The following is a 21,200-nucleotide window of genomic DNA, read 5'->3' on the forward strand; positions in this document are numbered from 1 at the left end:
TTAGTCGGCGGTCGTGATCTTATCAGGAACGCCGAACTTCTCCATTTCCTTAATCACTGTTTTCGGAAAGACCGTGGCGTTCGGAGCCACGGTGGCTCTGCGGCCGATCTCGACTCCGCCTAGAACCTTAGCGGCAAGTCCTATGGTAGCACCTGCACCGATTTTTAGATGATCAATGACCAGATAGCCTTTCATTCCATAGTGAGCCATCAAATAGGCAGACCCACCAATCGTCACGTAGTCACCAAGATGAATCAAACATGGATCGGAAATGTTCGAAGAGTTAATCATGCAACCTTTTCCGATTTTCATTCCCATCGCGCGAAAGAAAAAAATGTTTAACGGTGTCGGTGTGATAAAATCTAAAACGGTGTAACGCACAAGATACGTTAAAGCATTGTGGTAAAGCCAAGGGATGGATTCTAAAGAAAACCAAGGGCCACGGTAAGGTTTTATAAATGGCAAAGCCGGGGCGTTAAGAATTGGAACAATAAGAATCAGTGTGATCACGAAAGCCACAAATCCTATGGCGACTGAGAGACCTAAAATAAAAGCTTGAAGAACGCCGTTGAATTCAGAAACCTCTGAGAGAGCCCAGCGAAAAAGATAAATCCCCGGAGTCAGCGCCGTTCCTAAGCAAATGATATAGGCGACAGCGACAGGAATAAGAACACCTAAAAATGTGGCCAGACGAAAGCGGCGAAGGAAACTTTCAATAAAACCGTAAGCGCCACCTTTGGTGGAACGTTCCGCATTGATGTCTTGGATATCTTGATGATGTGTCATGAGTTTATTGTGAATCTGCGAATGAATTCCGTCATTCATTTTTGTTGCGAATCTGCAGTTCGAATCGAACAGGCTCTTCAAATTTTGTTACCGCCTGCCCAAGATAGTGACAGTAGGCCTTCTCCTAATTGCGTATATCTCTGTTAAGGAGTGGTTGCGGAATTGCAAATACCAAAGGTATTCCCGAGAAGGAAAGGGCGTTTTTTATGAGACTCTATTTTCTTTTGTTTATATCTTTTTTAGTGTTGAGCAATGAAGCTCATGCGGGAATGTTTGTATGGACGACTTGGAACACGCGAAAGGGTCATGGCGTAAAAGTTTGTTTTGCCAATCCCGTTGAAGATTCCAAAGAGAGTTATAAAAGAAGTCCCTGGAGTGATGAGCAAAAGCATCTTGTTCAGTCCTGGGTTGAACAGGAATACACGCCAGAGCGGACAGGTATTTACTTTTATGGTTTCACGGATTGTGTTGTCGGTGATCGAAGCAATGTGATCATCAACTATCGTAAAAGATGGAAGCTAGGCTGGGATTCGGTTACGCGCGCTCAGTCGACACTTGGGCAAGGACTGATGTACGCTTCTCGAGATTTTCCAGGAGCTGCGGGTTCGATTCAGTTTTTTATTAGTGGACTTTCCAAATCTACAGTAATTCACGAATTTGGACATACTGCAGGCCTTATGCATGAGCATGACCATCCCAACGCTGTTGGTTGTGACATTGACGGCAGTAAGAAAGAGCCGATGATATTTGCTCGTGGTTATACCGAGTACGATCCGGACTCCATTATGAGTTACTGCGTGACTCGCAACCACCGAGATCGCGGTCTGAGCCAAGGTGATCTTTTTACTTTAAGACTCATGTATATTGAACATGTGTCTCCTCCTGAGAAGCCGGATATTCTGAGATAGCATTTAAAGGTCAGCTTCTTTTTTTGTTTCACGCAGTCTAAAGGTAAAGGTCAAGCAACTGTTGATAGGGTACGCTGGCGATCAAAGAAAGAATTAATTCTTAATAACATCCCAATGCAAATCACCAATCAAGCTGCGGAGCTTGATTTGCTTCACACCTGTGTCGACGTGAATAAGAATGCGGGAATTAGGAAGCGCTTCGATCTGAGTCAAGCGCATGATCTTGGGATTGCTGTGGTAAGCAGCCTCAATGGCTTGTGCGATATTGTCCCAACGAATGAAGGGCTCAAAGCTTTTGCCGTGATTGGTGCTCTTGTAAGAGCCTACAAACCACGTTCCATTCGGATGAATGCTCACGGGATAATTTTGTTTTCCAAAAAGAGGAATTTGAGTCCAAGTCAAACCGTCTTCAGTGCGGTAAACGCCTTCGGATGAAACCAGTCCACGCACGGAGTTTTTATTTTCAAACGCGATCGAATAGATCTCGCGCTTTAAGAGTGAATCTGTTGTCACCGTAGATTTCGACGGAGCTTCCGGTTCTTCCAGCAAAAGATTCTTTTTCTTCCACCAAACTTCGCCGTGACCATCGATCTTGCTAATGCCCCAGATGTGCGCTTCTGGTTTTAAAATCTCCACACGCGCGCGAAGAGGCGGGCCATAAGTAGCGCTGTCCGGGCGAATCACAATGCCGCGATGAGAATTTGTGACGTATCCCAAAATCTCTTTCATCGGAATCGTTTCGCCTTTTTGTGTGATGATCACATCGTTATTGCGGTAAAGAACAGTGACCCAGTTTTTCTTTGGATGATAAGCGAGACTTGCAAAATCAGCACGTGAAACAAAGTGCGTGATATCCGCATAGCCGATTTGATTTTCGTATTGAATTTTCAAAAAGTTCTTCGTGATTTCTAGAGGAACAATTCTGCGTAAACGGGGAATCGTCGTCACAACTTTTGCTGAAGAACTCGCATCCTTACGAAGATAGGTGTCGATAAGGTTCGTATAAATACCTAAATCATCATGACGACTTTGCAGAGATTGCAAAGGCAGCCATCCTTCGACTTTGCTGTCTTTCTCTTTCACGCGAACCCAAAAGTCTTCGACGGTCACGATTTCTAACGGAGCTTTCGCACCAAGATTTTTTACAGGAGGCGCATCGCTCCGGTTTAGACTTAGAAGTGAAGTTGCAGATTTCGTCTCGACAAAACGAGCGACTTGAATGTCACGCAAGATCTGATCACTTTGCATAACATATTCTTTTTTATCCCAGGCAGCGTGAAATGAAATCTCCGCCTCAGAGCGGATCAGTTTGTCTTCAAGAGTGGTTCGACTCACCTGGCCAGAGGCGAAAAGACTGTTTTTGTTTCGGAAAAAAGAGACGGCCGTGTCTGCGTCCGTCGATAGAGCAGCCCAAGAATTAGGCACCAGGAAAAGCATAGGCAATGTCAGAGAGAGTACGGACCGCATTTCTTTATTTTGCGGGGTGAGGAAGGAGCTTCTCAAGACCAGAACTTTTGACCTCTGGTCTAAAGTTAGGTACTGGTAATGCGTTGGTTTTTCAATCTAATTTAACGCGGAGTGATATAATGAATATCAAAACAATCGGCGTCGTAGGCGCAGGACAAATGGGGAACGGCATCGCACAAGTGGCGGCCAATTTTGGTTTTAACGTCATCATGTTGGATGTCAGCGGAGCGGCTCTTGAAAAAGGAATCGCGACGATCTCTGGAAGCTGTGATCGTATCATCAAAAAAGGTGGTATGAGCGAAGCCGACAAAGCGGCGTTGTTGGGCCGAATTAAAACAGCTCAAGAAACAGCGGCTTTGAAAGACTGCGATATCGTGATTGAAGCAGCGACTGAAAATATCGACTTGAAGCTTAAGATCTTTAAAGACCTTGATGCGGCTGTAAAACCAGAAGCGTTGTTGGTTTCAAATACATCTTCGATCTCTATCACAAAAATCGCAGGCGTAACAAAACGTCCAACAAAAGTAGCAGGCATGCACTTCATGAATCCTGTTCCTTTGATGAAGTTGGTGGAAGGAATTCGCGGTTTGCAAACTTCCGATGAAACTTTTGCGACAGTAAAAGCATTGGCAGAGAAAATGGACAAAGTTTTCGTTGAGTCTGTGAAAGACATGCCGGGCTTTATCGTGAATCGCATCTTGATGCCGATGATTAACGAAGCTGTTTACACTCTTCACGAAGGTATCGCTTCTGTGGAATCTATCGACAGCGCGATGAAATTGGGAACGAATCAACCTATGGGCCCATTGACGTTGGCGGACTTTATCGGTCTTGATACGTGCCTTGCGATCATGAACGTGCTTCATGATGGTTTGGGAGATTCTAAATACCGTCCATGTCCGCTTCTTGTGAAATACGTTGAAGCCGGATGGTTGGGACGTAAGACAGGTCGTGGTTTCTACGACTACTCAGCGAAGTAATAGGAATTACTTATGGCGAATTTTAATTATAAAACAATTCTTCTTGAGCAAAAGACCAATGGCGTTTGGCTTCTTACAGTCAACCGTCCTGAGTCTTTGAATGCTCTGAATTCGACAGTGCTTAACGAAATGGGCGAAGCTCTTCGTCAAATCGGCGAGATGTCTTACGAAGACGCTCGCGCTTTGATTATCACAGGAGCTGGCGAGAAGGCTTTCGTTGCGGGCGCGGATATTAAAGAAATTCATGATCTTGATGAAGAAAAAGCTTTGGTGTTCGCTCAACGCGGTCAAAGTATTTTCCACGAACTCACTTTGCTTAAAATCCCTGTGATCGCAGCGGTCAATGGTTTTGCATTGGGTGGTGGTTGTGAGTTGGCTTTGGGCTGTGATTTCATCTACGCTTCTGAAAACGCGAAATTCGGTTTGCCAGAAGTAAGTCTTGGTTTGATCCCAGGGTTCGGTGGAACTGTTCGTATGGCTCGCGCGATCGGACAACGTCGCGCTCGTGAGTTGACATACACAGGTGGTATGATCACAGCACAAGAAGCGCAAACTGTGGGTCTAGTAAATAAAGTTTTCCCTGCGGCAGAGTTGATGCCTGCTGTGATGAAAACAGTGGAAACAATTTTAGCCAAGGCTCCGATTGCTGTGGGTTCTGCGAAGATCTCTATCAATCAAGCTTGGGATATGGATGTTGAAGAAGCGCAAAAGAACGAAGCGAAGATCTTTGCGGAGCTTTTCAACTCTGAAGACGTAAAAGAAGGCACTGGTGCTTTCATTGAAAAACGCAAGGCTGTGTTTAAAGGTATCTAAGTTATATGGCATATACTCTCAAAAATCCGATTCGTATCGTCACTGCTGCCGCTCTGTTTGATGGGCACGACGCAAGTATCAATATCATGCGCCGTATTCTTCAAGACATGGGTGCGGAAGTGATTCACTTGGGCCACAACCGTTCTGTGAGCGATGTTGTGAAAGCCATCTTGCAAGAAGGCGCTCAAGGTGTTTGCATCAGCTCCTACCAAGGGGGCCACATGGAGTACTTCAAGTACATGAAGGATCTTCTTGATGAGGCCGGTGCAGGATACGTTCGTATTTTTGGTGGCGGTGGCGGCGTTATCGTCCACGAAGAAAAACAGGAACTTGAAGCTTACGGTATCGCGCAGATTTTCCATCCTGACGATGGTCGTAAGCTGGGTCTTGAAGGCATGATCGAAATGGTCATCCGCGGTTGTGACTTTGATATTCTTGAAAAACAAAAAGAGTACAAGACCAAGAAAAACATCTTTGCCGGTGACACAATTCCTTCCGTGGAGTTGGGTGTGGCACTCACTGCCATTGAAAACGGTCATAAAGATTTCTCTTTGGCGAATTTTGGGCTTGAGTCTTTTAAAGCAAGAACTGCAAACCCAATGGTTTTGGGTATCACGGGAACGGGTGGAGCTGGTAAGTCGTCTTTGATCGATGAACTTGTGCAACGATTCTTAAATGCTTATCCAACGAAAAAGATCGCCGTAGTCTGCGTGGACCCATCAAAACGTAAAACAGGTGGTTCGCTTTTAGGTGACCGTATCCGCATGAACTCATTGTCGCGCAACCGCGTGTACATGAGATCTGTGGCGTCTCGTGGTTCAGGTCGTGAGATCGCGTCTTCCTTGCCCGAGATTTTAAAATTCATCCGTCAGTTGGACTTTGATTTTATCATTGCGGAAACTTCGGGAATCGGTCAGGGCAATATGGCGATCACGGAAGTCAGTGATCTGTCTATGTACGTGATGACATCTGATTTCGGTGCGCAATCACAGCTTGAGAAGATCGACATGATCGACTTTGCTGATTTGATCGCAGTCAATAAAGCGGACCGTCGCGGAGCTTTAGATGCTCTTCGTGACGTAACAAAACAATACAAACGCTCTCGTAAAATCTTTGATGAAAAGGTTGAGGTTCCTGTGTTCTTGACTCAGGCTTCTCAATTTAACGATGGCGGCGTTAATAAATTATTCTTTAAAATGGCGGATCTATTAGAATCGCACCAAAAAGGTCTTTGGGGTGTTGATCCGAAGTTTAAGTCCAACATTCTTTCGGCTGAAGAACATGTGATCATTCCAGCAGATCGCCAGAACTATTTGGCTGAAATCGTCACAACCGTACACAAATATAAAAAACGCACGGAAACATTGGCCGAAAAAGCATCTCAATTGGGTGGACTTAAAAAAGTCGCTCCTCTTTTGGGAGCAAATCCAGAGACTGTAAAAAAAGTCGAAGCAGAATTGAGCGCTGATTTCACTCAAGACGAAATCGATCAATTGCAAAACTTCGATAAATTGATTGAAACGTATTCAGGCGATCAATTGATCTTTAAAGTCCGTGATAAAGAAATCCGCCAGGACCTAGTTCGTGAATCTTTGTCCGGCACAAAAATCCGCCGTGTCGTGGTTCCTAAGTTTAAAGACTGGGGAGACAGATTTAAATATCTTAAACTTGAAAACGTTCCAGGTGAATTTCCGTACACAGCCGGTGTGTTCCAGCTAAAACGCGCCGATGAAGATCCAAAGCGCATGTTCGCAGGCGAAGGAACTCCGGAAAGAACAAACCGTCGTTTCCATTACCTTACAAAAGGGGAGACGGCTCATCGTCTTTCTACAGCTTTTGACTCTGTGACTTTGTACGGACAAGATCCTGATCAGCGTCCAGACATCTTCGGTAAAGTCGGGGAGTCAGGTGTTAGCATTTGTACTTTGAATGATATGAAGAAGCTTTATGCGGGCTTTGATCTTATCAATCCGAATACGTCTGTGAGTATGACAATCAACGGTCCAGCGCCGATGATTCTGGCTTTCTACTTCAATACAGCGATTGATCAGCAAGTCGAAAAGAAGGAAGCAGAGCTAGGTCGTAAGCTTACTCAACAAGAGTGGGCCGACGTAGCAAACTGGACACTTCAACAAGTGCGCGGAACTGTTCAGGCGGACATCTTAAAAGAAGACCAAGGCCAAAACACTTGCATCTTCTCTATCAACTTCGCATTGAAGATGATGGGAGATATTCAAGAGTTCTTCGTGAATAGCAAAATCAGAAACTTCTACTCTGTGAGTATTTCTGGTTACCATATTGCAGAAGCCGGTGCGAATCCGATCTCTCAATTGGCGTTCACACTTTCAAATGGTTTCACATTTGTTGAATACTATTTGGCGCGCGGTCTTAAGGTTGATGACTTTGCTCCAAATCTTTCGTTCTTCTTTAGTAACGGCCTAGATCCTGAGTATGCGGTTCTAGGACGCGTGGCTCGCCGTATTTGGGCGGTAGCAATGCGCGACCTTTATAAAGGTAACGATCGTTCACAAAAATTGAAATACCACATTCAAACGTCAGGTCGTTCATTGCATGCGCAAGAGATCGACTTTAACGACATCCGTACGACATTGCAGGCCTTGATTGCTCTTTATGATAATTGCAATAGCTTGCATACAAATGCGTATGACGAAGCGATCACGACTCCAACAGAAGAATCTGTTCGTCGTGCGATGGCGATTCAGTTGATCATCAACCGTGAATTCGGAATGACGAAGAACGAGAACCCAACTCAAGGGGCTTACTTCATTGAAGAGCTGACGGATTTGGTGGAAGAAGCCGTTCTGAATGAATTTAAAAAGATCAACGAGCGTGGTGGCGTTTTGGGTGCAATGGAAACTCAATACCAACGTTCTAAAATCCAAGAAGAGTCTTTATATTACGAAAGACTTAAACACGATGGCACTTTGCCAATCATCGGCGTAAATACGTTCATTGATCCTAAGACAATGGCTGCGGATTACGTTCCACCGAAGATTGAACTGGCTCGTGCTTCTTACGAAGAAAAGAACGCGCAGTTGTCGAATGTTCACAATTATCAAAAGTCTCATCAAACTGAGGCGGAACGTGAACTTCAAAACCTGAAGGACACGGTCCTCAACGGTGGAAACATCTTTGCGGCTTTGATGACAGCGGCAAGACATTGCAGCTTATATCAAATGACTCAAGCCCTTTACGAAGTCGGCGGTCAGTACCGCAGAAACCTTTAGGTACCAGCTTCCCTTCGTGTCGATTTGGTACCTATTTTCTGAATCCCATTGTACTTTTTCAGTACGATGGGAAGCAGGTACCTACGAATGCTTCTTGTCTTTATCGAGAAGCTTATTCAGCAAATTGAGCTGTTCCTTTTGTATTTGAAAAAGAGAATTCATTTGCTGCGAAAGAAGCAGGTCCATTTTTTCGTGAAGGTTACGAACTTCAATTTCTGCTTTGGTGTTGATAATAAAATCAGTTCTTTCTCGACGACGGTCTTTTTCTTCCTGGCGATTTTGACTCATCATAATAATCGGTGCTTGAATCGCTGCAATACACGATAGCACCAGGTTTAAAAGAATAAAGGGGTAGGGATCGAGAGGGTGAAGTGTAACCAGGCTGGTGTTGAGAATAATCCATAGAGCGACCGTGGCTGAGAAAATCAGAATAAATGTCCAACTTCCCCCAAATGAAGCGACTTTGTCAGCGAGTTTTTGCCCGAGGGAGATATCCCTGTCAGATTCGATCTCCATGAGTTTTTTCGAGATCAGTTTTTCTTCCTTCAAAGACTCTTCCACAAGTTCGTGGAGTTTTTCCTTGTAGAAAGATTCTGAGTTTAAAATCTGCTTAAGCTTCATGATCTCAATGTAGGTTGGTTTTGTAGTGCTGGCGAGCTGTATCCCGGCATATCCGAGTTCCTTTTTATTGTGTCACTACAATGTTTTAGAAACTGGCAAAGGATTAGACAGCCCTCTCAGAATGATCGTTTCATAGAGGGTATTTTTGGTTTTTTTGATCTTCAGGCGTACATTAAAACAAAGATTTCACCAGGAGGGTGTATGAAGAGTTTAGTTAAAAAGATATCGATTTTCACCGTCGTGTCTTTGGTCGCGGCCTGCAGTCAAAACGGTTCGCAGACAGCAGCTACGACGATGTCAAGCCTTGGCTCCGCAGATCCGCAAAAGGAAGCTGCCGTGAGTTTCAAGTTAACGGATGCTCCGAATAGAGAGCTTAAATCCGTGTTCGTTAATATCGACCATATGGAGGTCGTGGTTGCGGGGCGTGGAAAAGCAGGGCGTGTGATCTTGGCTCAAGATCTAGGACTTGTGGATCTGCTCACTCTGCAAAATGGAGTCACCTTGCCATTGCAAGACGTGATCGCTCCGGATGGTCTGCAAATCCAACAGATCCGTCTTGTGCTCAAAGGGGATGGTCACTATGCGGTGAAGAGTGACGATTCTATCTGTGAGTTAAAAACTCCAAGCGCACAAAAAACGGGTGTTAAAATTATTCTGACTAATAAATTTGAATTCGAAGCGGGTCATCAATATGACATCGTGGTCGACTTCGATGCTTTAAAATCTGTGGTTATTCAAGGCAATGGTGGATGTCTTTTAAAACCAGTTTTGAAGTTAAAGTCAGCGTATAAAAAACCAATCGTTGTTCCTGAACAACCAGGATCGGAAGAGCCAGGCTCTGGTTCTGAAGAACCAGGAAGTGGTTCAGAAAGCGGCGGCAGTGACGTTGTGACAAATCCGGATTCAGGTTCTGAGACGGGTTCTGAAACAGGATCAGAAACTGGTTCTGAAAGTGGAGGCAGTGACGTTGTCACGAATCCAGATTCAGGCAGTGAAACCGGAGGTACTGATTCCAGCGGAGGCACTGAGCTTGTAACAACTCCAGAGCAAAACGATCCTTCCAATGATGGTTATGCTGAGGAAGATCCTATTGTCGATACAATGCCTGTGTTAACTCCAGAACAAATGCGCAATATGTAATTTAAAAATAAAAAAGCCGGTTCCTCGCGGAGCCGGCTTTTTCTTTTTTTAGGGTTCCAAAAATTAGAACGTTTTGCTCACGATAAATTGCACTTTTTGAGAGCCCAAGTATTGAGCGCTTGTGCGATTCACAACAAGGTCGATGTAAATTTTAGTACCCACAGCTGGATTCACGCCCACCGCTTTAAATGCGATCACTAATTCATCGCCTGTACGCGTGATGTCTTCACGAGCAAAAGCTTTTTCACCCAACCATTCGATCTTACCGTTAGAAAGTTTTTTCCAGATAACAGCTTTATAAGTCGATTTGATTTCTTCAGCCGCTGGAGTTTGATCGCGGAAGACAAGAACGCTTTCAGCACCTTGACCTTCGATCGCTACCAATTGAACTTGATCTTTGTTCTTAAGATTTTGGATCTCATCTTGATCTAGTTCTTTTTTCTCGTAAGACGCTGTTTGATCGAAAGTCAAAGCTCCGCCAGAAACGTTGACACCGTGACGTTCAACGTGAAGCAAGATGCCGTATTTACCTTCGCGAGCCAATTCAGGGGCTGCGATTTCAAACACTTTCGCTTCAGTACCTTCAATACGTTGTTGAAGAATCACAGCTTGGCTTTGTTGATCACGGATTTCCAAAGTATACACGGAAACCAAACGAGCTGATGCCACTGTTTCTTTAAAGATGATTTTACCTTGCCCTTTATTGAAGCTTAATTTCAAACCTTGAACAGAGGCTGTTCCAGCATTTTGTTCTGTCCACTTAGGAACAAGTTTAAGAACAAATACTTTTTCACGGCCATCCATACGAACTTGGTCAATAGCGTAACCAAAAATATCGGAACGAACAGAGATGTTCACATCCGGTTTACTTTCGCTTCCACGCAAAGTCACTTGGATTTTTTCAACTTCACCAGCAAGCAACACAGCTTCCGCCGGGAATACCACCGCGACTGGTTGAGTGAATTGGTGGTCAAAAACATCACGGTACTTCGTTACGCAGCAACGAGTTTCTTCGCGGTATTTAGTCACTGTACGAGTGCGCGCTTCTTGGCGATACTTCGTTACAGTGCGAGTACGAAGTTCTTGTCTGTAGCGAACTTCATCACGGTATTTAGTCACAGTGCGAGTTTTGCGAACTTGCTCGTATCCACATTCGCGGTCTGTATAAGGAACTTGGCGGCATTGAGGAACATCACGGCAATCACGAGGGCCTTCATCGCGGCACTCATTGCGAGTTTTACAAATACGCTCGCCATGAGCATTTGTTCCGCACTCCGTGATAGGTTGGCAAACGCGGCCACCCGGAGCACACACCCGCTCGTTATGACACTCTTGACGGTACTTCGTTACGTTACGACAAACGTAATCGTTGTCCCAGTATACTTCAGTGTCTGTGTAGGCAACACGTTCCGTGTAAGGAACGTTTTCGTAGTAAGTCTCTGTCGTTTGATAAGGAACGTCGACATAGTACGTTTCTTCGACTTGATACGGAACTTGCTCCGTATATTCTGCTTGATAAGGTTCTTGTCTATAGACATTCAGAGACATCTCTGTGCGGACAGTGTTACCGTTCGAAAGTTCTCTAGTGATAATATCTTGAGTCTTCTCTTGCGGAGCGGCGAATGAGCTCACTCCCAAAAGAAGAGTCAAAATGGCTCCGAAAAGTGGTTTTGCGTGCATGTTTCCTCCTCCAATTTATGACGGAAGAAGATTTTGCAAAGCCTGCGCCAAAAAATGTCGGTGGAAAAAAGGTACCAGGTACCTTTCTTGGCTACAGAAGTTCGATGATCTTTTCAGCGATGCGAATGCCATCACAAGCTGCGGAAGTGATACCGCCGGCGTATCCAGCGCCTTCTCCGGCAGGGTAAAGTCCCGCATGCGAAATGCTTTGGAGTGTTTCATTGTCGCGAGTCACACGCACAGGGCAGCTCGTTCTGGATTCGATCCCATACACTTGCGCATCTTCCGTGAGAAATCCCTTCATGCTGCCCTGAAATTTTTCAAAGCCTTCGCGCAGACGATTGCGCATATCCTTAGGAAGAATGTCATCCAGGCGAACAGAAATCGCCCCTGAAGGAGAAGATCCCGCACGCAAGGCGCGTTCTTCTTTTTTAGGTCCATATAAGAAGTCTAAAAGATTTTGCGCGGGAAGTTCACGTGAGCCGCCTTTATCAAGAACGGACTGATACATGCGCGTTTCAAGTTCACGACGAAGTTTCATTCCACCGAAAACGTCTTTACCGAAATTCTTTTCGTGATCAATGCTGACAACAATCGCGGCATTTGCGAACGGGGAGTTGCGATTGTAGTTACTCATGCCGTTGCAAACAATACCGTCAGCTTCTGTGCCTGAAGAAAGAACGTAGCCGCCAGGACACATACAGAATGAATAAACTCCGATGCCTGTTTTATCGTTATGGTGAGCAAGCTTGTAGTTGGCTGCTCCTAATTTTGGATGTTCCGAAAATTGACGATATTGAATCTTATTGATCGAAGCTTGCGAGTGTTCTACACGCAAACCCATTGCAAAAGATTTTCCATCTAAGTGAACGCCGGCATCGCGAAGATGATTGATCATATCTTCAGCAGAGTGTCCCGTTGCTAAAACAACATGAGGAGATTTAAATTCCGTCCCATGTTCCGTGCGAACACCGACAACTTGCTTTCCTTCAAAAAGAATTTCCGTCACCTGCGTGTTGAAATGAATTTCACAACCATTCGCTTTTAAGAACTCACGCATTTTAGGGATCACACGGCGAATGCGGTCGGAACCCACGTGAGGATTTGAAAGCCATTGAATTTCTTCAGGCGCTCCGAATTTCACCAGACGATTCATCACATAAGGAATGTGCGGAGACTTAATACGCGTGATTAATTTTCCATCGGAATAAAGACCCGCGCCACCTTCACCAAAACAAACATTATTGCGAGGATCGAGTTTTCCGTAGCGCCAATATTGGTTGATTCCTTTGATGCGCTCACCACTGTCAGAGCCGCGCTCAAAAAGAATGCAGGGAACTCCACGCTCTACAAAACGAAGAGCTGCAAAGAGGCCAGCTGGTCCAGTGCCAACAATCAACGGCTTTTCTTTGGGAGTTGAGATCTTCTCAAGATCAAATTGAGGAATGTTAAGAGTCTCACCTTTTTCCGCGACTTCAATAGAGTAAACAAAATGCGGAGAGTGAGAGCGACGAGCATCTACGCTTTGGCGAAGAATACGATACGGTCCATGATCAGGGACCAGCCATTGCAACTTTTCTTCTAAATCTTGATCAATAGGAATTTCGACATTCTGAAGAATCTTAGACATATATCCTTCCAGGGCTCTTGTTCGGGGCCAATGGGTTTTAGGTATAAGGCACTATAGCTTAAACCTCTTATGATGACAAAGGGGTCGGGTTTAGATATAAAGATTTCTATGTCTGCAATTACACGAATTCTTCCTAAACGTCGCTTAAGCCGCTGGGTCGGTTACTTCATGCATTGGAAAGGCCCTTCCTTGTGGGCTAAACTCTCTATTAGAGGCTTTGCGTGGCTTTATAACATCAACTTAGATGAGGCTGAGAAGGCTTACACTGAGTATCCTTCCATTGGCGAGTTCTTCGTACGTCGTCTTAAAGCTGGAATCAGACCTGTTGCAAACGCTTGGGCAGTTCATCCTGCTGACAGTCGCATCACTCAGTCAGCGCCGATTGATAATGGCACCTTGATTCAAGCAAAGGGTCTGACTTATCGCCTTGATGAGTTTACTCAAGATCCGGACTGCCAAAAGAAGTGGGCGGGCGGTTGTTTTCTTACGTACTATCTTTGCCCTACGGATTATCACCGCGTGCATTCTCCGGTTGATGGTGTGATCACGAATGTGCGTTACATGCCAGGGGAGTTGTGGCCCGTAAACGAATGGAGTACGACGAATGTTCCAAATCTTTTCTCTGTAAATGAACGCGTGCTTGTCGAGATTGAAACAGATTTAGGACCTGTGGGAGTTGTCTTCGTCGGTGCAACCAATGTGGGTCATATTGTTTTAAGTTTTGATGAAGCAATTAAGGGAAATCAAAAAGGCCCACATATTTTCCAACATAAAACATACAGCCCTGAAATTCCTGTGCATAAAGGTTCAGAGCTTGGCATGTTCCGCATGGGTTCAACAGTTGTGATGCTCTATCCACCGAACTTTCGTCAGAAGTTTGGATCGCATTTGGATTTAGGCCCGGTGGTGAAAGTCAACGCGGCTCTTGTTAAGTAATCACGGGCAAGATTGAAAAAGTCGGCAGGTGCGGGGAGTTTTATTTAAAAGCTCCTCGTCTGTCATAAGACGGCCACGATTTCGGATATGATAGTCGACGGTGTTATCTAGAGTTCCTCGGCGATAAGCGAAAAAATATTTAGTACTTGTTGGATAAGAGCGCACGTCCCAAACGACTCTTTGAAATGGAGAGTTAGGGTCTTTTTCGGGCCACATATTGGTGGGAAAATTCTTTTTCTCACGAATGATATTTCCCACCCAGGCATACATTAAATCCGGGTCCCAGAATTCCAGAACCGTGTGAGGTTCCTTGTCGGAAGCCCAAGGTCGGTCTTTTCCTCGTAAGTATCCGAAAAAACCGATGCGGGCACTTCGCGTTTTGGAGCTTAAGAGTTCTAATGGAACTTTCAGTTTACGTTTCCATGATTGATCCAGCGACGGCGGAAAGAAATCCAAAATTTGCAGAAAGCTCACAGCGTAAGCAGAGCATCCAGCACCTTGTCCATAATGGGGCAAAGAACGAAGTCCTCCATAAACCTCGTTTAGGCGAAGTTCTTCATAGAGATGAATATATCGCTGCACTCGCGCACACTGATCGGAATTAAGAATAAGTTTAAGACTTCGCACATAACCTTGCTGCTTGAGTGTACCCAACCAGGAAAGAACTTCTTCTTCCGTATAAGATCGGCCTTTCACATTCATCATAAAGGCATCCAGAGCGACACCTTTAAAAGCGAAATCCCAAACGTAAGAAAGATTGGATCTCACTGAAGTCATTCCTCTGTAAATGGAGGGTTCGTTTCCGCATTGCAGGCGCACGTTCACGTGAGAAATTGCGTGAGGGTAAGAATGACCATTCACCCGCGCTTTCATATTCCTATAAGCACTGCGAACAAGGCTTCCGGGAGTTTCCCAATTTAAAGGCTCGGGGGCGCGGTAGAAAATCAGTTCCAGTTCATTGGCGAAAGCCAAAGAGCTTACAAGAAATAGACAAAGACCTGCGATAAAGGCCCTAAGACGCATAAGAATATCACTCCACGATAGGAATGATATTCTGGGATCATTTTTAGAAAAAACAGAGGTCTACGAAAATAACAAACTCAGATTGCGAAGACTTAAGCAGGGTACGTGCACTCCGTTAAAGGAGTCTCTGCGATTGTCACTTTTGTGAGCATTGGCAAAGCGGGAAGGGCGCGGTCGTAAATCCATTTTGCCAGAAGCTCTGACGTAGGATTTTCAAGGCCTTCGACGTCATTCAAAACACGGTGATCGATCTTCTCTAAAAGAGGCTTCATCTTCGCTTGGATATCGTTATAGTCGATGACCCAGCCGATTTTAGGATCTAACGAGCCCACGAGGGTCAGAATAATCTTAAAACTATGCCCGTGCATGCGAGAACAGGGATGAGAAGAGGGCAAGTGGGGCAGGAAACGGGCCGATTCAATTTGAAAATGCTGCTTCAGTTCGAATTTCATGCTAAAGATATAACCACTTTGAGGTGATTATGTCCACGACCACATTGCATTTAGCCAAGCAGAATTTCAAATTCTCGGCCGCTCATTTCCTTATTTTTGATGAAAAGCACGCCGAGCGCTTGCATGGACATAATTATCAGGTCCGCATCGATATCAAAGCTCCGGCGGAACAGGATCTTCATGCGGAAGGTTATTTCTTAGATTTCAATGTGTTTAAAAAGTACATCAAGGCGCGTTTGGATCAATGGGACGAGATCGTTCTTTTGCCTGAAAAGCATCCCGATATGAAGTTTAAGAAAACGGCGAAATCCTTGGAGGTGACATTCCGGGATCGTTTTTATGTTTTTCCGTTAAATGAAGTGATTCTTCTTCCAGTCAGCAACACAAGCGTTGAACAGCTTTCAAGATTATTGGCGGAAGATTTTTACGGGGAATTCAAACAGTACGGCGTACAAAAAGTGAAAGTGTATGTGGAGGAAACCCGCGGTCAGGGGGCTTCCTCCATTGTTCCATCTAACTAAGTTAGAAAGTGAAACGAGCTGCTGCAGACAGGTTAATGATGTTATACGTGTCGTGTTCGCTGCTTGAAAAATCGTAGTCTAGGCGTGGAATCAGTGCCCATGTACCGAATGGAATACGAGAGTACAAAGAAAGTCCTAAGGTATTGTAAGCTTTTATAGCTTCGTCACCATCTTGGTCTTTAGTGCTTGCATGGCTGTAGTAGTTAAGAGAACCACCCAAAACTACGTCAGTAATAACGGTTTCGTAGAACGCAGAAAGTCCCAAAGTATTTCCTTCTTTAAGTTTTGCATCGGAAAAGCCTTCGATTTCGATTGTGCGCTCTAGTAAAACTGCGTAGCTCAGGCGTCCACCGATAACGCCACCTGCTGCTTCAGTGTCCATACCCACATAAGGAGTAAAAGAGAAGCCGCCAGTAGCTGCGTTAACTTCGTTATTGGACTTAACTTTCATTTTTTCAACGCTAAGACCGACATCAAGACCGTAGCGAAGATTTGAAGTGCCCATATTGGAAGTTCCTTTTAGAACTACGTGAGGGTCTTCAAGTCCAGATACTTTTGTTTTAGGAGTGTTGTCATTTTCGTAAGAAGAGAAAAGCAAAGACCCTTCAATTGAAAACATCTCGTTAATACCGTATTCGTAAGAAACACCTGTTTTGTACAGACCACTGAACTTAGTTTCTGTAGTGCCACCTTTAGGTTTTGTCTTCGTAGAAATATACCCAATGCGCGGTGTAAGATCACTTTGTCCCGCTTTAGATTGGAAGAAAAATTCGCTGTCAGCGGCATGAGCGCTAACTGATACAAGCACGATAGCGGCTGCAAATACTTTAGAAAACATGATGAACTCCTTTAATGCTAAACTCTTTTGAGTTTTAGTATCAAAGTGCAGTTCATGATGGCTGTCAATTCACAACGCAGATTTTCTATTCTGACGAAGCTAGAGCCTAAGCGATGCTTAGGGCTTCAATGTTCCCGAGGCGACCTCTGAGGGACTCAACTCTTTGATGATACGGTAGCGCCAGAAGCAGATGCGACCGCCTTCATTGAGTTTTTGTTCAAGGCGTTCTTCTGTTAGATCGGGACTGCCGTCGCAATCGATATGCGCAAAGTCAGCAAAGGCATCGACACGATTCACAGACCAAGAGTAAGGGGATTTGTCGCGAGATTTAAAGGCACGGTTAAAACCGCCGTTTCCAAGCTCGATACCTGCGACGATGATTTTCTCTAAAGACGGGTTCTTGATTTGCTCACGAGCCGTTGCGATCTGTTGATCGTCTTTGAGAGCAATCACAAAAGATTCTTCGGGACGGGCATCCTTAGTTGAAACCAAGAAATATGTTTTTTGGTCGTCTAACGGCAAAGTCACCGGTTTTAAAGCAACAGCCGGACTTAGTTTTTCTTCGCCGAATTGATCATAGAAAAGCAGTGAATGAAGGCGCTCTTGACCAATGACTTCAATGCGTGCGGCATTTTCAGGCAAAGTCCATTTGAAAGAAGACGTATCATAATACTTCTCAATCAAAACTTCCTTCTCACCAATCACGGAGCCCGCCTTATTGAAGGCTTGAAGTTTTACGGTGTTGAACTTTAAGAAAAGGTTTAACAAATGCACCTTTACGGATTTCACATTGGAAGGAAGCCAGTGACTCACTTGGGGAGATGTAAGATCGCTTAAAGGAATACTTAAACTCTCATCACAGCGAGTGGTGATCTGAAGCGAATTCTTTGTCCAAGATTTTATGGAAAAGCCCATTTGAGATGGAAGAAACTGAGCGCCTGCAATCTTGATCTGCGACTTTGCATCAATATCATGATGAAGCTCTTGAAGTTCCCCATCAAAGCGCACTTGAGTCCACAGTCTTTGTGGTTCAGAAGTTTTGTTTGTCACAAACACAGTCAGTGCTTGTGGTGCGCAGTAGGCCGGAACATAGACGACATCTGAGGCCTTCGCGGACAAAGAAGTAAGAAGGACAAAGCTGCTAATTCCAAGAGTGGTCTTAATACTAAAATCCATACAGACTTCAGATCGGTCTTGCTCCCGTGAACTTAACCCTTGGTCTTAAAAACACGACCTTAGTTTGAGATCCCACCGGGGCTTATTGAGGTTCATTCTCAGTAGGTTTTCAATTACGTTGCGGAGGGTTAAAGGACTTCCATTTACCTCAGCATGCCTTTAACTAGAAGCTCACCGATCCAGAGGAAGTCATGAATTTACTCGATACCGCACTAAAGCCGGGCCACACCGTTGAAATTACGGGTTTTGCAGGGGAAGACGTTTTCCGTGAACGTCTTCACGAAATGGGTTTGCGCGTAGGAACTGTTCTTACGATTTTAGGCAGAGCCCCGTTCGGAGGACCGCTTTTGATCCGTTTTAATACGAGTTTTCTGGCATTGCGAAATGAGGAAGCGGCATGCGCGAGAGTGAAACAGAATTAGTTGTTGATAGTAAGTCCATTGCTCTTGTTGGTGCACCGAACTCTGGTAAAACAACTCTTTACAATTGGCTGACAGGTTCCCGCTTTAAAACGGTGAACTATCCGGGAGCGACCGTGGAGTTCTCCTTGGGGCATTTGGCTTCGCACTTAGGTGAATCCCATGTGCAAGTGATGGATACTCCGGGAACGTACAGTCTTCATCCAAAGTCTGCCGATGAGTGGGTTACTCTTCGCGCGATTTACGAAAATCCAAAAATCAAACAAGTCGATGGAATCATCGTTGTGGTTGATGGAACGCAAATCTCTCGTCACTTGCAACTTGTGATGCAATTAAAAGAAACCGGATTCCCGATGATCGTGGTGATCACTATGGCCGATCTTCTTCGCCGTGAAGGCATTGAGATCGACATGGATTACTTGCGCAAAACTTTGGGCTGTCCTGTTTTGCAATTTGATGGATTATTGGCCGGGGGTCTTAAAGAAATCGTGGCTGAAGCGAAAAAGCTGACGATCACAAAAACGCCGTCGCGTCCTGTTCCTTGGGGTTTTGAACTTCAAGAAAAAAAACTTCAAGAGTGTGAGCAAATCGCGAAAGAAGCGCTCACCCATAAAACCGATCATGCTCAAGATCGCTTAAATAAAATTGTTGAAACAACCGAAAAGTTGGACCGCGTTCTTTTGCATCCGGTTCTGGGTTTCCTATTTTTTATTCTCATCATGGGTGGATTGTTTTCGTGTGTCTTCTGGCTCGCAACACCGTTCATGGATCTGATTGATGGCTGGTTTACATCACTTAATGAAATCGTCGCAGCATGGGGACCAGGAACTCTGTGGGCGGATTTTTTAGCTAATGGCGTTGTTTCCAGTTTCTCCGCGTTTCTTGTTTTTATTCCGCAGATCTTTATTCTCTTTATGGGAATCGGGATTTTAGAAAGTACAGGTTACTTAGCACGTGCGGCGACTTTGATTGATCGCCCTTTTTCGGCCTTGGGAATGAGCGGGCGTTCGTTTGTTCCGATGCTTTCAGGTTTTGCGTGCGCAGTGCCGGCCATTATTGCGACTCGTAATATCCCTTCTAAAAAAGACCGCATGATCACACAGTTTGTGATTCCATTGATGAGCTGTTCGGCTCGTCTACCTGTGTATGCGCTATTTATTGCATTTTTATTTCATGGACAGTCGGCTTTGAAGGCGGGCTTGGCTCTTGCGGCTTTGTACTTAGGCTCGATCGTTATTGGGTCTTTTGCTGCGGGTGTTGTCAGCAGATTTATTCCGAAAACCGCAAACGATCCGTCTCTGTTTATGATGGAGCTTCCCATCTATCGTCGTCCGAAAGTTCGAGTTTTGCTTCGCCAGTCCTGGACTCGCACTTTATCTTACGTGAAACGAGCGGGACCTGTGATCTTCACATTTGCCGTGATTGTCTGGGCGGGGACGACCTTCCCTCATTATCAGTTGGAAGATGCACATCAAAAATTAGAGCAAAGTTACGTCGGACAATTAGGAAAAGCTATTGAGCCAGTCATGCATCCCATGGGTGTTGATTGGCGCGTGGGTGTGGGCTTGATCTCGGCCTTTGCGGCCCGTGAAGTTTTCGTTTCTTCTTTGGCCTTAACGTTCAATATTACTGATACAAATGAAGATACTCAGCAACAAGCTCTTCTGACTCAGATGAGTACCGCCGTGAATTCTGCGGGCGAAAAAATATTTACGGTGAGTTCTGTGATTGGTCTTATGATCTTCTTCTTAATTGCTTTGCAGTGTATGTCCACAGTGGGTGTGCAAATTCGTGAAAGCGGTTCTTGGAAATTTGCGGTCACACAGCTTATCGCCTTTAACGTCTTTGCCTATGTTCTTGTCGTTCTGCTGGTTCAAGGATTAAGAGCTATGGGTATTTCTTAGGGGGTCTCCACCCCCACGGTGTGTTTTCATTGCTCTCCGTATCATTCATGATCCTCATCATCCTTGCTGAAGGAGGAGCGGCGTATTCATAAAAACAGGAATTTTTTAAAAAGGAGTTTTTATGAAACTGTCAGCGATCGTATTTTCCGTGTTTTTAGGTCTTGGGGCTCTAGCGAATGCCGAGACTCCTGTTCAGTCTCAAAGAGAAGTTCAGATTGGTATCAGTGGCGTTTATGTTCCGGGCGGATTTGATTCTGCATCGGATGTGTACGTTGTCGTTAATGGCGTTTTTCAAAATGGTTGTTATAAGTGGAAACGTGCTGAAGTTAACCACAGAGATGACTTCACCCACCAAATTAAATCCATAGCTTCAGTGTCTGAAGGCGGGATGTGCGTTATGGTTCTCGTACCTTTTCAGAAAGAAGTTCGTCTAGGAAAATTTCTTGCGGGCAAACACATTTTGCGATTTGAAAACGGCGACGGAACTTATCTAGAAAAAACTTTGCTGGTCGAATAAGGTCAAACCGAAACAAGGAAAGATCTATGAGAAAGACTTTTTGTTTGTGTTTTTTAGTTCTTTCTTCTTGTTCTCCCAAATCCGATTTTGTTCCTGTTGAATGGCGACAAGGCGGCGGCGAAGAAGCTCTTCAGGGGCTAT

At 44.8% G+C, this 21,200-nt stretch carries 19 protein-coding genes; 10 read left to right on the top strand and 9 right to left on the bottom strand.

Annotated features, from left to right (window positions below):
- Nucleotides 1-867, bottom strand: coding sequence for a hypothetical protein (locus tag ACLSSO_RS08600; RefSeq protein WP_295904193.1), 867 nt, complete (start codon nt 865-867; stop codon nt 1-3).
- A gap of 125 nt (nt 868-992) precedes the next feature.
- Here ACLSSO_RS08600 and ACLSSO_RS08605 point away from each other — a divergent pair, with 125 nt between their 5' ends.
- On the top strand, nt 993-1,694 hold the full coding sequence (locus ACLSSO_RS08605; protein ID WP_295904194.1) for a hypothetical protein: 702 nt from the start codon (nt 993-995) through the stop codon (nt 1,692-1,694).
- Between the two features lie 93 nt (nt 1,695-1,787).
- Here the strand turns inward: ACLSSO_RS08605 and ACLSSO_RS08610 are convergent, their stop codons facing one another.
- Nucleotides 1,788-2,942: a hypothetical protein gene (locus tag ACLSSO_RS08610; protein ID WP_295904196.1), complete on the bottom strand. Its 1,155-nt coding sequence runs from the start codon at nt 2,940-2,942 to the stop codon at nt 1,788-1,790.
- A 338-nt stretch (nt 2,943-3,280) separates the two neighbouring features.
- Between ACLSSO_RS08610 and ACLSSO_RS08615 the strand changes: the two genes are divergently transcribed.
- From ACLSSO_RS08615 to icmF, 3 genes are read left to right on the top strand one after another with little or no spacing between them, the layout of a single operon-like run.
- Nucleotides 3,281-4,141 carry a 3-hydroxybutyryl-CoA dehydrogenase gene (locus ACLSSO_RS08615; protein WP_295904198.1) on the top strand — a complete coding sequence of 287 codons (861 nt, stop codon included), beginning with the start codon at nt 3,281-3,283 and terminating at the stop codon, nt 4,139-4,141.
- Nucleotides 4,142-4,153: 12 nt separating this feature from the next.
- The gene (locus ACLSSO_RS08620; protein WP_295904200.1) at nt 4,154-4,954 is read left to right on the top strand and encodes an enoyl-CoA hydratase/isomerase family protein; all 801 of its coding nucleotides are present in this window, start codon (nt 4,154-4,156) and stop codon (nt 4,952-4,954) included.
- A gap of 5 nt (nt 4,955-4,959) precedes the next feature.
- Nucleotides 4,960-8,202 (top strand): fused isobutyryl-CoA mutase/GTPase IcmF, encoded by a 3,243-nt coding sequence (gene icmF / locus ACLSSO_RS08625; RefSeq protein ID WP_413944693.1) that lies wholly within the window; start codon nt 4,960-4,962, stop codon nt 8,200-8,202.
- An 81-nt stretch (nt 8,203-8,283) separates the two neighbouring features.
- Here the strand turns inward: icmF and ACLSSO_RS08630 are convergent, their stop codons facing one another.
- Complete coding sequence (locus ACLSSO_RS08630) at nt 8,284-8,751, bottom strand: DUF1003 domain-containing protein (RefSeq protein ID WP_413944694.1); 468 nt, start codon at nt 8,749-8,751, stop codon at nt 8,284-8,286.
- Nucleotides 8,752-9,024: 273 nt separating this feature from the next.
- Here ACLSSO_RS08630 and ACLSSO_RS08635 point away from each other — a divergent pair, with 273 nt between their 5' ends.
- Nucleotides 9,025-9,963, top strand: coding sequence for a DUF4382 domain-containing protein (locus ACLSSO_RS08635; protein WP_413944695.1), 939 nt, complete (start codon nt 9,025-9,027; stop codon nt 9,961-9,963).
- A 63-nt stretch (nt 9,964-10,026) separates the two neighbouring features.
- On the opposite strand, the gene ACLSSO_RS08640 is transcribed toward ACLSSO_RS08635, so the two are convergent.
- Together ACLSSO_RS08640 and ACLSSO_RS08645 are read right to left on the bottom strand one after the other, a co-directional pair.
- Nucleotides 10,027-11,643, bottom strand: coding sequence for a hypothetical protein (locus ACLSSO_RS08640; RefSeq protein ID WP_413944696.1), 1,617 nt, complete (start codon nt 11,641-11,643; stop codon nt 10,027-10,029).
- Nucleotides 11,644-11,734: 91 nt separating this feature from the next.
- Complete coding sequence (locus ACLSSO_RS08645) at nt 11,735-13,273, bottom strand: NAD(P)/FAD-dependent oxidoreductase (protein ID WP_413944697.1); 1,539 nt, start codon at nt 13,271-13,273, stop codon at nt 11,735-11,737.
- A gap of 108 nt (nt 13,274-13,381) precedes the next feature.
- Between ACLSSO_RS08645 and asd the strand changes: the two genes are divergently transcribed.
- The gene (asd, locus tag ACLSSO_RS08650; RefSeq protein ID WP_295905521.1) at nt 13,382-14,209 is read left to right on the top strand and encodes an archaetidylserine decarboxylase; all 828 of its coding nucleotides are present in this window, start codon (nt 13,382-13,384) and stop codon (nt 14,207-14,209) included.
- Here asd and ACLSSO_RS08655 read toward each other — a convergent pair whose 3' ends face one another.
- Both ACLSSO_RS08655 and queD read right to left on the bottom strand, forming a co-directional pair.
- Entirely contained in the window at nt 14,210-15,232 is a 1,023-nt protein-coding gene (locus tag ACLSSO_RS08655; RefSeq protein ID WP_413944698.1) for a hypothetical protein, read from the bottom strand.
- A 92-nt stretch (nt 15,233-15,324) separates the two neighbouring features.
- Nucleotides 15,325-15,684: a 6-carboxytetrahydropterin synthase QueD gene (gene queD, locus ACLSSO_RS08660; RefSeq protein ID WP_295904382.1), complete on the bottom strand. Its 360-nt coding sequence runs from the start codon at nt 15,682-15,684 to the stop codon at nt 15,325-15,327.
- Between the two features lie 29 nt (nt 15,685-15,713).
- Between queD and ACLSSO_RS08665 the strand changes: the two genes are divergently transcribed.
- Nucleotides 15,714-16,205, top strand: coding sequence for a 6-pyruvoyl trahydropterin synthase family protein (locus ACLSSO_RS08665; RefSeq protein ID WP_413944699.1), 492 nt, complete (start codon nt 15,714-15,716; stop codon nt 16,203-16,205).
- Between the two features lies 1 nt (nt 16,206).
- Here ACLSSO_RS08665 and ACLSSO_RS08670 read toward each other — a convergent pair whose 3' ends face one another.
- Together ACLSSO_RS08670 and ACLSSO_RS08675 are read right to left on the bottom strand one after the other, a co-directional pair.
- Nucleotides 16,207-17,043: an outer membrane beta-barrel protein gene (locus ACLSSO_RS08670; RefSeq protein ID WP_295904386.1), complete on the bottom strand. Its 837-nt coding sequence runs from the start codon at nt 17,041-17,043 to the stop codon at nt 16,207-16,209.
- 117 nt (nt 17,044-17,160) lie between these two features.
- Complete coding sequence (locus ACLSSO_RS08675; protein WP_413944700.1) at nt 17,161-18,219, bottom strand: hypothetical protein; 1,059 nt, start codon at nt 18,217-18,219, stop codon at nt 17,161-17,163.
- Nucleotides 18,220-18,410: 191 nt separating this feature from the next.
- Between ACLSSO_RS08675 and ACLSSO_RS08680 the strand changes: the two genes are divergently transcribed.
- The 3 genes from ACLSSO_RS08680 to ACLSSO_RS08690 all read left to right on the top strand — a co-directional run bounded on the left by ACLSSO_RS08680 (nt 18,411) and on the right by ACLSSO_RS08690 (nt 21,059).
- The gene (locus ACLSSO_RS08680) at nt 18,411-18,641 is read left to right on the top strand and encodes a FeoA family protein (protein WP_295904389.1); all 231 of its coding nucleotides are present in this window, start codon (nt 18,411-18,413) and stop codon (nt 18,639-18,641) included.
- Nucleotides 18,617-20,542 (top strand): ferrous iron transporter B, encoded by a 1,926-nt coding sequence (gene feoB / locus ACLSSO_RS08685; protein WP_413944701.1) that lies wholly within the window; start codon nt 18,617-18,619, stop codon nt 20,540-20,542. Before ACLSSO_RS08680 ends, feoB begins: the two co-directional genes overlap by 25 nt.
- Nucleotides 20,543-20,663: 121 nt before the next feature.
- Nucleotides 20,664-21,059: a hypothetical protein gene (locus tag ACLSSO_RS08690; RefSeq protein ID WP_413944702.1), complete on the top strand. Its 396-nt coding sequence runs from the start codon at nt 20,664-20,666 to the stop codon at nt 21,057-21,059.
- Nucleotides 21,060-21,200: the final 141 nt, after the last annotated feature.

It is taken from the genome of Bdellovibrio sp. HCB-162 (assembly GCF_047344985.1).
In the GTDB taxonomy this organism is placed as follows: domain Bacteria; phylum Bdellovibrionota; class Bdellovibrionia; order Bdellovibrionales; family Bdellovibrionaceae; genus Bdellovibrio.